The 13,444-nt window shown below is 67.6% G+C and carries 13 protein-coding genes; 6 read left to right on the top strand and 7 right to left on the bottom strand.

Annotated elements, in window-relative coordinates:
• Positions 1-97: 97 nt before the first annotated feature.
• From F9288_RS20725 to F9288_RS20710, 4 genes are all read right to left on the bottom strand, one after another.
• Entirely contained in the window at positions 98-679 is a 582-nt protein-coding gene (locus tag F9288_RS20725) for a TIGR02466 family protein (RefSeq protein ID WP_174838576.1), read from the bottom strand.
• Between the two features lies 1 nt (position 680).
• Positions 681-1,250 (bottom strand): aminoacyl-tRNA hydrolase, encoded by a 570-nt coding sequence (gene pth / locus F9288_RS20720; protein WP_174838574.1) that lies wholly within the window; start codon positions 1,248-1,250, stop codon positions 681-683.
• Between the two features lie 82 nt (positions 1,251-1,332).
• Positions 1,333-1,950 carry a 50S ribosomal protein L25/general stress protein Ctc gene (locus F9288_RS20715; protein ID WP_174838572.1) on the bottom strand — a complete coding sequence of 206 codons (618 nt, stop codon included), beginning with the start codon at positions 1,948-1,950 and terminating at the stop codon, positions 1,333-1,335.
• Between the two features lie 125 nt (positions 1,951-2,075).
• Positions 2,076-2,966: a TraB/GumN family protein gene (locus F9288_RS20710; RefSeq protein WP_174838570.1), complete on the bottom strand. Its 891-nt coding sequence runs from the start codon at positions 2,964-2,966 to the stop codon at positions 2,076-2,078.
• Positions 2,967-3,058: 92 nt separating this feature from the next.
• Here F9288_RS20710 and F9288_RS20705 point away from each other — a divergent pair, with 92 nt between their 5' ends.
• The 5 genes from F9288_RS20705 (at position 3,059) to F9288_RS20685 (ending at position 10,034) form a co-directional block, all read left to right on the top strand.
• Positions 3,059-3,964: a glycine--tRNA ligase subunit alpha gene (locus F9288_RS20705; RefSeq protein WP_254620991.1), complete on the top strand. Its 906-nt coding sequence runs from the start codon at positions 3,059-3,061 to the stop codon at positions 3,962-3,964.
• Entirely contained in the window at positions 3,961-6,192 is a 2,232-nt protein-coding gene (gene glyS / locus F9288_RS20700; RefSeq protein WP_254620990.1) for a glycine--tRNA ligase subunit beta, read from the top strand. The genes F9288_RS20705 and glyS overlap by 4 nt, the downstream gene beginning before the upstream one ends.
• 62 nt (positions 6,193-6,254) lie before the next feature.
• Entirely contained in the window at positions 6,255-8,927 is a 2,673-nt protein-coding gene (gene ppdK, locus F9288_RS20695) for a pyruvate, phosphate dikinase (protein WP_174838567.1), read from the top strand.
• Between the two features lie 10 nt (positions 8,928-8,937).
• Positions 8,938-9,507, top strand: a complete 570-nt coding sequence (locus tag F9288_RS20690; RefSeq protein WP_174838565.1) for a DUF1214 domain-containing protein — start codon at positions 8,938-8,940, stop codon at positions 9,505-9,507.
• Complete coding sequence (locus F9288_RS20685; RefSeq protein WP_174838563.1) at positions 9,504-10,034, top strand: DUF1254 domain-containing protein; 531 nt, start codon at positions 9,504-9,506, stop codon at positions 10,032-10,034. The genes F9288_RS20690 and F9288_RS20685 overlap by 4 nt, the downstream gene beginning before the upstream one ends.
• Before the next feature lie 13 nt (positions 10,035-10,047).
• On the opposite strand, the gene F9288_RS20680 is transcribed toward F9288_RS20685, so the two are convergent.
• Positions 10,048-10,938, bottom strand: a complete 891-nt coding sequence (locus F9288_RS20680; protein WP_174839234.1) for a prephenate dehydratase — start codon at positions 10,936-10,938, stop codon at positions 10,048-10,050.
• Positions 10,939-11,047: 109 nt separating this feature from the next.
• Between F9288_RS20680 and F9288_RS20675 the strand changes: the two genes are divergently transcribed.
• Positions 11,048-11,707: a cytochrome c family protein gene (locus F9288_RS20675; protein WP_174838561.1), complete on the top strand. Its 660-nt coding sequence runs from the start codon at positions 11,048-11,050 to the stop codon at positions 11,705-11,707.
• Positions 11,708-11,800: 93 nt separating this feature from the next.
• On the opposite strand, the gene F9288_RS20670 is transcribed toward F9288_RS20675, so the two are convergent.
• Both F9288_RS20670 and F9288_RS20665 read right to left on the bottom strand, forming a co-directional pair.
• The gene (locus F9288_RS20670; RefSeq protein WP_174838560.1) at positions 11,801-12,673 is read right to left on the bottom strand and encodes an LOG family protein; all 873 of its coding nucleotides are present in this window, start codon (positions 12,671-12,673) and stop codon (positions 11,801-11,803) included.
• A gap of 9 nt (positions 12,674-12,682) precedes the next feature.
• Positions 12,683-13,306: an extensin family protein gene (locus F9288_RS20665; protein ID WP_174838558.1), complete on the bottom strand. Its 624-nt coding sequence runs from the start codon at positions 13,304-13,306 to the stop codon at positions 12,683-12,685.
• Between the last annotated feature and the right edge of the window lie 138 nt (positions 13,307-13,444).

The raw sequence follows: 13,444 nt of genomic DNA, 5'->3' as shown, positions 1-13,444 counted from the left end.
TCCTCCGATTATGTACCCCCCATAACGTCCAGCGGATGAACGGGTTCTGGGCGGACGGTTCATCCGCGAGCAGGATTTGGCGCAGGCGGGATTCGCCTCAGCCATAGTTGAAGCTGATGCTGATCCGCTCGTCCCTGGCGTCGCTCGACATCACCTCGTGACGCAGCCAGCTTTCCCACAGGAAGACGCTGCCGCGCGCCGGCTCGGCATAGACGAAGGTGTCGGGGCGCAGCGGCGCCGCCATCAGCATCGGCAGGCGCGGGTCCTCCAGCTTGAGCGCGCCCGATCCGGGCGGGACGGCGATATAGCAGGTGCCGGAGATCACGCTGTGCGGATGGATATGGCCGCTATGCGTGGCGTGGCGCTTCATCAAATTGACCCACAGGCTGTCGAGCTTCAGCCGCCGCCCGTCGAGTTCGAGTCGCAGCTCCTTCGCGAAGGCCGCGACATGCCGGTCGAGCCGGCGTTTCAGTGCGGCGAAGGCGGGATCGCGCGCCGGCAGGTCATCCAGCGAGGCGTAGCTGGTGTAGCCGCGATAGCCGTTGGCGCGGGACCACGCCCGGCCCGCGCCGTCCTCCTCCGCCAGCAGGCGGGCGGACCGGTCGAGGTCGGCGAGGAGCGCGTCGTCGTCGATGCGGCCTTCGTAGAACAATGTGGGGAATAGCGTGCGGATGGGCATGTCAATTCCCCAGCCGCAGCGCGATGTCGTTCATGAACCGCGCATCGTCGCCACTCGCCAGCCACGGCGCTTCCGCCGCGATCGCGCCGAGCAGGTCGGAAAGCGGGTCGATCTCCGCCTTGGCGTAATTGCCGAGGACATAACCGGTGACGCGATCCTTGTGCCCCGGATGGCCGATGCCGATCCGCACGCGGCGGAAATCGGGGCCGAGATGCTGGTCGATCGAGCGCAGGCCGTTATGCCCCGCCGTGCCGCCGCCGATCTTCACCTTCACGCGGAAGGGGGCGAGGTCCAACTCGTCGTGGAACACGGTCAGCGCCTCCGGCCCGAGCTTGTAGAAGCGCAGCGCCTCGCCGACGCTGCGGCCGCTTTCGTTCATGAAGGTCGCGGGCTTGAGCAGCAGGATCTTCTCCGATCCCAGCCGCCCCTCCTGCACCCAGCCGTGGAATTTCTTCGCGACCGGCCCGAAGCCGTGGACCTCGGCGATCGCGTCCAGCGCCATGAAGCCGACATTGTGCCGCTGCATCGCATATTGCGGCCCCGGATTGCCGAGTCCCACCCAAAGCTGCACGCCTGCATCCTCCGACATGAAACGGGCGGGGGAGGTTGCCCTCGCCCCGCCCGGAATTGGCTCGACAGACAAAGCGGGAGGTTTACTCCGCCTTGTCGCCTTCCTCCTCGGCGGCGGCCTCGGCCGCGCCTTCGCTCGACTTCAGCGCCGACGGGGCGACGATCGTCGCGATGGTGAAGTCGCGGTCCTCGATCGCCGAGGCCGCGCCCTTCGGCAGCGTCACATGCGAGATATGGACCGACTCGCCGACATCGAAGCCCTTGAGCGAGATCGACACCTCGGCGGGAATCTCCGCCGCGTCGCACACCAGCTCCAGCTCGTGGCGGACGATGTTGAGCACGCCGCCCTTCTTGAGGCCGGGAGCCGCTTCCTCGTCGGTGAACGCCACCGGGACGGCGACCGTCACCTTGGCGTGCGCCGAGATGCGCAGGAAATCGACATGGACCGGGCGATCGGTCACCGGATGGAAATGCACGTCCTTCGGCAGCGTCCGCTCGCCGGCGACCATGATGACCGAGTTCATGAAGTGCCCGGTGCCGAGCGCCTTCACCAGTTCCTTCTCCTCGAGATGGACCGAGGCGGGCGCCTTGTTCTGGCCGTAGATCACGGCGGGGACGCGGCCGTTGCGACGCAGTTCGCGGGAGGCTCCCTTGCCAACCTGCTCACGCGTCTCGGCTGCGAGCGTCAGTGTGTCGCTCATTGCATTTCTCCGAAACGAATTGGTTCGATTCCCGCCACGCCTCCAGGGATGACCATGGCGGAAGCCGGCGCGCTTAGCGGGAGATGGAGGAAAAGGCAATGGCGAGGCGGGCGTGCCCCATTCCGTCAATATTTTATCCGCACCGCCTTCAGCTTGTAGCGCAGCAATTGCTCCTGCACGCTGCCCTGCCCCGCGAGGTGTCCCGCGCCGACCGCGATGAACACCGTGCCCGGCGTCTTCATCCGCTCCGCGATCCAGCCGGCCCATTGCCTGTTGCGATCGAGCAGCAGCGTCTGCGCCACTTCCGGCGTGTCCTTGAGCGAGGCGTTCATGTCCTTCGCCAGCTCCTCGGGACGGCCGCGCGCCCATTCGTCGACCATCTTGTCCATGTTCTCGCGCGCCTTGGGCAACTCGTCGATCGTGGAGGTGAGCAGTTCGATCTGCCCCTTCTGCGAGAGCTTGTCGAAGATCGACATCTGGCCCTCGAACGTCTCCAGCCCGATCACCTGCTTCTTCTGCGCCTGTGCCGCGCGGGTGAGGATGCCTTCGGGGCCGTTGGCGGGATCGTAGCCGATCTTCTCCAGCGGCAGGATCGACAATGTGATCGCCGCGAACCACGGCCGCATCCGGTCGTATTGTGAAAGCGACAGGCCGTTGTCGGTCAGCGCCTTCGCCATCGCCGCGCGTTTGTCGGGCGGAATCTGCTCGGAGAGCGTCGGGCCGTCCGGCGCGAACGCCTTGGACAGCACCACCTTCTGCTGCGTCGCACGGTCCGGCTCGACCATCTCCAGCACCAGCGTGCCGGAGCGGTCGAACGCCTTCTTCACCGCCTCATCGAACCACGACAGGCCGGGTTTCAGCACATGGATCGTGCCGAACAGATAGATCGTCGTGTCCTTGTCCTTCACCACCCACAGGGCGGGATCGGCATCCTTCGTCGCGGCCGGCTGCGCGCAGGCGGGGAGGGCGAAGGCGAGGCCGAGGGCGGCGAAAGAAGCGGAGAAGGAACGGAACAACGGCGCGGACCTCGTGTCAAAGTGGCAGGGACGGCATTACTCACGCCCTTGCCTGTTGGCGAGCCATCCGTCATTGCCCGCGCGCGATGAACATGAGGTCAACAGAAGCGCCGCTGTCGTTCCAGGACATGATCCTGCGGCTGCACCATTACTGGAGCGAGCGCGGCTGCGTGATCCTCCAGCCCTATGACATGCGCATGGGCGCGGGCACCTTCCACCCCGCGACCACGCTGCGCGCGCTTGGGCCGGAGACGTGGAACGCCGCCTTCGTCCAGCCCAGCCGCCGCCCGACCGACGGTCGCTATGGCGAGAATCCCAACCGGCTCCAGCATTATTACCAGTATCAGGTGATCCTGAAGCCCAGCCCGCCCGACCTGCAACAGCTCTATCTCGGCAGCCTTGCCGCGATCGGCGTGGACATGAGCGTCCACGACATTCGCTTCGTCGAGGACGATTGGGAAAGTCCGACGCTCGGCGCATGGGGACTGGGCTGGGAAGTGTGGTGCGACGGGATGGAAGTCACCCAGTTCACCTATTTCCAGCAGATGGGCGGCTATGACTGCAAGCCGGTGGCGGGCGAGCTGACCTACGGGCTCGAACGGCTGGCGATGTATATCCAGAACGTCGACAACGTGTACGACCTGCGCTTCAATGACGAGGGCGTCAGTTACGGGGACGTGTTCCTCGAGAACGAGCGCGAGATGTCGACGTGGAATTTCGAGGTCGCCGATACCGACGCGCTGTTCGACCTGTTCCGCAAGGCGGCCGCCGAATGCGAGAACGCGCTGGCCGCCAAGCTGCCGATCGCCGCCTATGAACAGGCGATCGAGGCGAGCCATATCTTCAACCTCCTCAACGCGCGCGGCGTGATCTCGGTGGCGGAACGGCAGGCCTATATCGGCCGCGTGCGCGATCTGGCCAAGGCGAGCTGCGCGGCGTGGATCGAGAAGAACACGCCCGCATGGCAGGCGAAATATCCCGAATGGAATGCCGCGTGACCGATTTCCTGCTCGAACTCCGCTCGGAGGAAATCCCCGCCCGGATGCAGGCCAAGGCGCGCGAGGACCTCGCCCGCCTGTTCGCGGCCGAGCTGGCGCAATCCGGCATCTCTGCGGCGGAGACGGTTACCTGGGCCACCCCGCGCCGCCTCGCGCTGATCCTGCGCGGCCTGCCCGACGCGACCGAGGCGGTGCGCGAGGAAATCAAGGGGCCGCGCGCATCCGCCCCGCCGCAGGCGCTGGAGGGCTTCCTGCGCAAGACCGGCCTGACGCGCGAGCAACTGGAGGAGCGCGACGGCGTGCTGTTCGCCGTCACCGAACGCCCCGGCCGCGCGACGGCGGAGGTGCTGGCAGCGGCGATCCCGGCGGTGATCCGCGCCTTCCCATGGCCCAAGTCGATGCGCTGGGGCGCGGACTCGCGCTCGACAGAGAGCCAGCGCTGGGTCCGCCCGCTGCACGGCATCGTCGCGCTGTTCGGGGGCGAAATCGTCTCCGTCACCGTCGCGGGCGTGGAGAGCGGGGCGGCGACGCTCGGCCATCGCTTCCACCATCCGGGCGTCATCACGATCGGCTCGGCGGCGGATTATGTCGAGAAGCTGCGCGCCGCCCATGTCATCGTCGATCAGGACGAGCGCATGGCGATCATCCGCGACCGCGCGACCGCGCTGGCGCGCGCGGCCGGGCTGGAACTGATCGAGGACGAGGGGCTGGTCGCGGAGAATGCCGGGCTGACCGAATGGCCCGTGCCACTGCTCGGCCGGTTCGACGCGGCCTTCCTTGAGGTGCCGCCCGAGGTGATCCAGCTCACCGCGCGGGTGAACCAGAAATATTTCGTCTGCCGCGACGGGCACGGCAAGCTCGCCAACGCCTTCGTCTGCACCGCCAACATCGCCGCGACCGATGGCGGCGCGAAGATCGTCGAGGGCAACCGCAAGGTGCTCGCCGCGCGGCTTTCGGATGCGCGCTTCTTCTACGAGACGGACCTCAAGGTGCCGCTGGAGGTGCAGGCGAAGAAGCTGGAGAAGATCGTCTTCCACGAAAAGCTCGGCACCGTCGCCGACAAGGTGGAGCGCGTCGCGAAGCTGGCGGAATGGCTGGCGACGGAAAAGATCGTCCCCGGTTGCGATCCGAAGCTGGCGCGCCGCGCGGCGGAATTGTGCAAGGCCGATCTCGTCACCGGCATGGTCGGCGAGTTCCCCGAGCTTCAGGGCCTGATGGGCGGATACTACGCCGCCGCGCAGGGTGAGCCGCGCGAAGTGGCCGAGGCGATCCGCGATCACTACAAGCCGGTCGGACAGGGCGATGACGTGCCGACCGCGCCGGTTACGGTGGCGGTGTCGCTGGCGGATAAGCTCGATACGATTTCGAGTTTCTTCGGCATTGATGAGCGCCCGAGTGGGTCGCGAGATCCGTTTGCTTTGCGACGGGCCGCCTTGGGCTGCATTAGTATCATACTTAAAATCGGCATTCGTTTGGATTTCGACCGATTTCTGTTCACAATGATGTTGCTTGGTTGGGCGAGCGAACCCGCACATCACGATATTGCGGGTTCAATTGATAAGGTTTTGAGTGAGGGGCTGTCCGATGTCGGTCAGCGACTGATGGATGTTCACGTCGCGGCTGCACTCGATAGTCCGATTTCCGGTTTGCTGGGAACGAAAGGCGCTCAAAGCAGTGCTGACGATGCGGTCACCAAGGCGCTTTTCTTCGCTGGCACACATGCGGATGAAGTTACCCGATTCTTCGCCGACCGCCTCAAGGTCCAGCAGCGCGAGGCGGGCGTCCGGCATGACCTGATCGACGCGGTGTTCGCGCTCGGCGGGGAGGACGATCTCGTCCGCCTGCTCGCGCGTGTCCATGCGCTGCAATCGTTCATCGGCACCGATGACGGCGCGAACCTGCTCGCGGGATACAAGCGCGCGGCCAACATCCTCAAGAAAGAGAAGTACGAGCCGGGCCGCGTGAATCAGACCCCGGAGCCCGACGAAGCGGCGCTGATCGCGGCGCTCGACGCCGCCGAGCCGGCCGCCGCGCGCGCGGTCGCCAATGAGGATTTCGAGGCGGCGATGGCGGCGCTCGCCACGCTGCGCGCGCCGATCGACGCCTTTTTCGATACGGTGACGGTCAATGACGCCGATCCCGTCAAGCGCGACGCCCGGCTCGCGCTGCTTGCGCGCGTTCGTGCTGCGGTGCACAGCGTCGCGGATTTCTCCAGAATCGAGGGATAATCGCGCCCTCGCCTTCCAGACCTTTCGCTCCCGCAGCGAAAACAGACACTTAGGGATTGGACATGACGCAATACGTCTATCGGTTCGGTGGTGGCGTTTCAGACGGGGGCAAGGGGGACAAGTTCCTGCTCGGCGGGAAGGGCGCGAATCTGGCGGAAATGGCCTCGATCGGCCTGCCGGTGCCGCCGGGCTTCACCATCTCGACCGAGATGTGCACGCGCTATTACGACGACGGCGAGCAATTCCCGGAATCGCTCCGCGCCGAGGTGGCGCAGGGCATCGCGCATATCGAGGCGGTTACGGGCAAGAAGTTCGGCGATGCCTCGGCCGCGGGTGCGGGGCCGCTGCTGGTGTCGGTCCGCTCCGGCGCGCGCGTGTCGATGCCGGGCATGATGGACACGGTGCTCAACCTCGGCCTCAACGACGCGACGGTCGAGGGGCTGGCCAAGGTTTCCGGCGACGAGCGTTTCGCGTGGGACAGCTATCGCCGCTTCATCCAGATGTATTCGGACGTCGTGCTGGAGCTTGACCACGGCGCGTTCGAGGAAGCGCTGGAGATCGCCAAGGAGGACAAGGGCTTCACCCTCGATACCGAGATGGCGGCCGAGGACTGGAAGGCGCTGGTCGGCGAATACAAGAAGCTGGTCGAGCAGGAATGGGGCAAGCCTTTCCCGCAGGACGTGCATGACCAGCTCTGGGGCGCGATCGGCGCGGTGTTCGGCTCGTGGCAGTCGGAGCGCGCCAAGGTCTATCGCCGGCTCAACGATATTCCGGGCGACTGGGGCACGGCGGTCAACGTGCAGGCGATGGTGTTCGGCAACATGGGCGACACCTCGGCGACGGGCGTCGCCTTCACCCGCGATCCCTCGACCGGCGACAATGCCTATTACGGCGAGTTCCTCATCAACGCGCAGGGCGAGGACGTGGTGGCGGGCATCCGCACGCCGCAATATCTGACGAAGGCCGCGCGCGAGACGGCTGGCGCGAAGGCCGCCTCGATGGAGGAGGCGATGCCGGCGGTCTATGGCGAGCTGGCCGCCGTGTTCGACCGGCTCGAAAACCATTACCGCGACATGCAGGACATCGAGTTCACCGTCGAGGCGGGGAAGCTCTGGATGCTCCAGACGCGCTCGGGCAAGCGCACCGCCAAGGCCGCGCTGAAGATCGCGGTGGAGATGGCGGATGCCGGCCTCATCACGCGCGAGGAGGCGATCGCGCGCGTCGATCCGCAGGCGCTCGACCAGCTGCTCCACCCGACGCTCGATCCCGATGCCACGCGCGACGTGCTGACCAAGGGCCTGCCCGCCTCGCCGGGCGCGGCGAGCGGGGCGGCGGTGTTCGACGCCGACACGGCCGAGCGCTGGGCGGCGGACGGCAAGGCGGTGATCCTCGTCCGCACCGAAACCTCGCCGGAAGACATCCACGGGATGCACGCGGCGAAGGGCATCCTCACCGCGCGCGGCGGCATGACCAGCCACGCGGCGGTGGTGGCGCGCGGCATGGGCCGCCCCTGCGTTTCCGGCGCGGGCGCGCTGTCGATCGACTCCAGGGCGAAGATCGCGCGGGTCGGCGGGCGCGAGGTGCGCGAGGGCGAGATCGTCACGATCGACGGCGCGACCGGCGAGGTGATGGCGGGCGAGGTCGCCACGATCCAGCCCGAGCTGGCGGGCGATTTCGGCACCTTGATGCAATGGGCCGATCAGGTGCGCCGCCTCAAGGTGCGCGCCAATGCCGAGACGCCGCTCGATTGCCGCACCGCGCGTGATTTCGGCGCGGAGGGCGTCGGCCTGTGCCGCACGGAGCATATGTTCTTCGATGCGGCGCGGATCACCGCGGTGCGCCAGATGATCCTCGCGGCGGATGAGGCGGGGCGGCGCGCGGCGCTGGAGAAGCTCCTGCCGGAACAGCGCAAGGATTTCGTGGAGATCCTTGAAGTCATGGCCGGCCTGCCGGTGACGATCCGCCTGCTCGATCCGCCGCTGCACGAGTTCCTGCCGCATGAGGAGGCGGAGTTCGCCGAGGTCGCGGCGGCGGCCGGGGTGGACGTTGAGACGCTCAAGCGCCGCGCGGCGGAGCTGCACGAGTTCAACCCGATGCTCGGCCATCGCGGTTGCCGCCTCGGCGTCACCTATCCCGAAATCTACGAGATGCAGGCGCGCGCGATCTTCGAGGCGGCGCTGGACGTGGCGGAGAAGTCCGGCGAGGCGCCGATCCCGGAGGTGATGATCCCGCTGGTCGCCACCAAGCGCGAGCTGGAGCTGATGAAGGCGGTGGTCGATCGCACCGCCGAGGCGGTGTTCGCGGAGCGCGGCAAGCGCGTCGATTATCTCGTCGGCACGATGATCGAGCTGCCGCGCGCCGCGCTGCGCGCCGCCGAGATCGCGGAGGCCGGCGAGTTCTTCTCCTTCGGCACCAACGACCTGACGCAGACGACGCTCGGCGTCAGCCGCGACGATGCCGCCCGGTTCCTCACCACGTATGTCGAGAAGGGCATCTACGCGCGCGATCCGTTCGTCAGCCTCGACGTGGAGGGCGTGGGCGAGCTGGTGCAGATCGCGGCCCAGCGCGGGCGATCGACCCGGCCGGGAATCAAGCTCGGCATTTGCGGCGAACATGGCGGCGATCCGGCCTCGATCGCCTTCTGCGAATCGGTGGGGCTGGATTACGTCTCCGCCTCGCCCTATCGTGTGCCGATCGCACGCCTGGCGGCAGCACAGGCGGCGCTGAACAAATAGGGGAGCGCGCATGAGGCCATACGTCCGCTATCTGATCCTTGCGGTGGTGGGCGTGGTGGCCGGGCTGGCGGGCGCGATCCATGTCGTGCGCGCCGGCGCGCTCGGTTCCAATGTGATGATCGGCCCGTGGACGACGGGCATGGATTTCGGCACCGCCGACCAGAGCGCGCGGACGCGGGCGGTGGTCGCGCGGCGCGGGCTGCTCGCGCTGCCGGCGCGGGAGGCGCGCTATTACACGGCGGCGACGGACGATGCAGGCCGCTCGCTCGACGGGCGGTGCAGCTATCGGGTCACCGGCGGCATGCTGCCGGGGCGGTGGTGGAGCATGACGCTCTACGACGGCGACGGCTATCTCGCCGGCGACGGACCCTATTCGATCGAGAGCGCGGCGATCCCGCCGGTGGAGCAGGGGCGCTGGACGGTGCTGGTGTCGCCGAAGCAACAGGCCGGGCATTGGCTGCCCACCGCCGGCCTCGACCATTTCGAGCTGACCGTGCGCACCTATCTGCCGCCCGATGAAGGCAGGACCAATCCGGCGCGCGACCAGTTGCCGAGCATCCGGCGGGAGGCATGCGCATGATGCGGCGCTGGGCGGGACCGGTCGTGCTGGCGGTGGTGCTGGCGGTCGTCACTTATTTCGTCACGCTTTCGCGCACGCCGCAGATGCTGATGAGCGCGGCGGTGTCGCGAATGGCCGAGCTGGGGATGAACGGCTTCGGGCATATGCCGCTCGCCACCGACAAGTCGCGCGCGGTGGTGCGGCCCAGCCCCGATCTCGCTTATTCGTCCTGCGCATTCGACCTGTCGAAGGGGCCGCTGGCGATCTCGGTCGCGCCGGTGCCGGCGAATTACTGGTCGCTGTCGGTGTTCCAGGCGAACACCGACGTCGCCTTCATCCGCAATAATGTCGAGAACGGCGGCAAGTCGATGCGGGTGGTGGTCGCGCAGGAGGGACAGGTGGTGCCGGCCGGCGCGGAGGTGGTGCGGGTGAAGGGCGCGCGCGGCGTGGCGCTGATCCGCATCCTCGTCGACGATCCGGCGCGTTTCCCGGCGATCGATGCCGCGCGGCGCGGTTCGACCTGCCGGATATTGGGGGCGGGAGCCTGAACGGGAAGGGGGATCAGCCCCGCTTGCGCGCCTGCCGGTAGGTGCCGAGCACGCGCACCCATTTCGAATGGAAGCCCAGTTCCTCCATCGCGCGATCGAACGCCGCGTCGCCGGGTCGCCCCTCGACATCGGCGAAGAATTCGGTCGCCGCGAAGCTGCCGCCGCGCTGGTAGCTCTCCAGCTTGGTCATGTTGACGCCGTTGGTCGCGAAGCCGCCCATCGCCTTGTAGAGCGCGGCGGGGATATTCTTCACCTCGAAGATGAAGGTCGTCATCCACGGGCCGTCGCCCACCGCCGGGCGGCCGCCGCGCGCCAGCATCACGAAGCGCGTGGTGTTGTGATCGGCGTCGGCGATGTCGTTCGCCAGCAGTTTCAGGCCGTAGATCCCGGCGGCGGGCGGCGGGGCGAGCGCGGCGGTTTCGGGCTTGCCGATCTCCGCCACCATCGCGGCGGCGCCGGCGGTGTCGGGATAGGCGAGCGGCTGTATCCCGTGCGCCTTCAGCCAGTGGCGGCACTGGCCGAGCGCCTGCGGATGGCTCATCGCCTCGCGCACCTCGTCGCGCTCGCCCAGCCCCATCAATGCGTAGCGGATCGGCAGGAAATGCTCGCCGGTGATGACCAGCCCCGACTCGGGCAGCAGGAAATGGATATCGGCGACGCGGCCGTGCAGCGAATTCTCGATCGGGATGATCGCATGGCCCGCGCGCCCTTCCTTCACCGCGTCGATCGCATCCTCGAACGAGAAGCACGGCAGCGGCAGCCCCTCCGGGAACGCCTCCAGCGCCGCGACGTGGCTATTGGCGCCGGGCGCGCCCTGGAAGGCGACGGCGCGCTCCGGCTCGGCGGCGGCGGCGGCGGCCATGGCGGCGACGATCGGGCGGGCGGGGGCGGCGAAGTTCTCCATCTCGGGAACGGCCGTTAGCGCGCGATCGACGGGGAAGCAAAGCGCCGCTTGCGGTCGCATCGCGGCTTTTCTATGGGGTTCGTGATAATTCAAGGGGCGGTTTCACGATATGAACGATCGGAACAACACCATTGCGGGGTGGGTGCTTGCGGCATGTGGCGCGGCCTTGGGGTTGTCGATCGCCGGCGGGATGATTTTCCACTCCGGCCATGTCGAGAAGTTCGGCTATCCCGTGGAGGCCGCCGACGAAGGCGGCGCGGGCGCGGCCGAAGCGGCGGTGCCGATCGCGGCGCTGCTGCCGAAGGCCGATGCGGCGAAGGGCGCGGAAGTGTTCAAGAAGTGCGCCGCCTGCCACACGATCAACCAGGGTGGCGCGAACGGCGTCGGCCCGAACCTGTACGCCACGTTGGGCGAGGGGATCGCCGAGGGTAAGGGCGGCTTCGCCTTCTCCGACGCGCTGAAGGCGGTCGGCGGCAAGTGGGACTTCGACAAGATGAACGCGTGGCTGACCAGCCCGCGCAAGTTCGCCCCCGGCACGAAGATGACCTTCGCCGGCCTGTCGAACGCGCAGGATCGCGCCGACATCATCCTCTACATCAACCAGCAGGGCTCGAACCTGCCGCTGCCCGCCGCCCCGGCGGCCGATGCGAAGCCGGCAGCCGGCGCGGAAGGCGCGGCCGGCAATGCGTCGGCTCCGGCGGAAGCGGCCGGCAACGCCGCTGCCCCGGCCAATGCCGCCGCTCCGGCTGCAGAACCGGCGAAGAAGTAATTCCCGTCAAGGCCCTTGCCTTCGGGCGAGAGGCAAGAAAACGCGCCGCGAGGATCGTCCTCCGGCGCGTTTCTTGTGTCGGATCGCCGGCGTTCAGGCCGGCGGCGTCTGCTCCTGATAGAAGCGCTGGACGACCTGCCAGCCTTCGGCCGCGCTTTCGACATAGGTGAAGATGTCGAGGTCGCGCTCCGAGACGACACCCTCCTCGACCAGTGCGTCGAAATTCACCACCCGCTCCCAGAATTCGCGGCCGAACAGCAGCACCGGGATCGGCGCGATCTTGCCGGTCTGGATCAGCGTCAGCAGCTCGAACAGTTCGTCGAACGTGCCGAATCCGCCGGGGAAGGCGGCCAGCGCGCGCGCGTGGAGCAGGAAGTGCATCTTCCTGAGCGCGAAATAGTGGAACTGCATCGACAGGCTTGGCGTCACATAGGGATTCGGCGCCTGCTCGTGCGGCAGCACGATGTTCAGCCCGATCGAATCGGCATGGACGTCCGTCGCGCCGCGATTCGCCGCTTCCATGATCGAGGGGCCGCCGCCCGAGCAGACGACGAAATGCCGCCGACCGCTCTCGTCGCGCGGGAAGTTGCTGGCGAGTCGCGCCAGTTCGCGCGCCATCTCGTAATATTTCGACTTGGCGACCAGCCGCTCGGCGATGGCGCCGCTCTTGTCGTCGGTGGCGAGGTCGAGCAGCGCCTGCGCCTTGTCCGGCTCAGGGATGCGCGCCGAGCCGTAGAAGACGAAGGTCGAGCCGATATGCGCCTCGTCGATCAGCAGTTGCGGCTTCAGCAACTCGAGCTGGAAGCGCACCGGGCGCAGGTCCTCGCGCAGCAGGAAGTCGAGGTCCTGGAAGGCGAGGCGGTAGGCGGGGTTTTCGGTCTGCGGGGTGGAGATGCCGGTCTTGGCGGCTTCCGCATCCTGTTTCGCGCGCGGGAAGACGCGGCTTGGTACGCGAGTTTCGGTCATCGAAAATCGTTAGCGGCAAAAACTCGCCCGGTCATCCTCCAGATGCAGGTGGTCGCGGTGCGCGGTGTTGTAATCCGGCGACAGCACGGTGCCGAAACGTCTGCACGCGGACTGGTGGATCACGCGCAGGAATTGCCGCACGTTCGGGTCTGGCGAGTTCCAGTCGTTCAGCACGGTGATCCGCCGCCCGTCCCTCAGCACGAACGCGCCCACGTCGATCGCATTGGCGATGGAATGGCCGGAGCGGCGCGCGGTGCCGGCGACGTTGCGGCACGAATAGCTGCCCATCGAATCGATACGCGCCAGCTCGCTGCCGAGGATCTGATACGCCGCCGGCCCCACCGCGTTGCGCGCCCAGGCGGCATAGCTGCGCGCCTCGCCGCAGCGCACCGCGCCGAGATTGGTGGTCGGCACGCCAACGTCGAGCAATTTCACCGTGCCCAGGATCGCGCAGCCGGGGCCGAACTGCCGGTCCGGCAACGGCTGGTAATCGACGCCGAGCATGCGCAGGTCCGCAAGGCATTGCGCGGTCTCGCGCGCCGAGGGGCCGATGATCGGGGCATAGCCGCGCGGCGAGGCCGGGCGCTCGGTACGCCCACACGCGGCGAGGGTAAGCGCGGCAAGCAACGCCATCGCCGCGCGCCCGCGGCCAACTTTCCCCACGCTCCGCACGGGGGGAGCCTGCCGCGACGGCGGACCGCGGGGCAAGCGGGGTGTGACGAAGCGACTCGTTGATGAGGTGATCCGAATCGCTGCATCCTCTAACGCCGG

The sequence above is a fragment of the Sphingomonas sp. CL5.1 genome, assembly GCF_013344685.1.
Classification (GTDB): domain Bacteria; phylum Pseudomonadota; class Alphaproteobacteria; order Sphingomonadales; family Sphingomonadaceae; genus Sphingomonas.
Note: the sequence above shows the minus strand (reverse complement) of the source record. Positions and strands in the feature narration are given on the sequence as shown.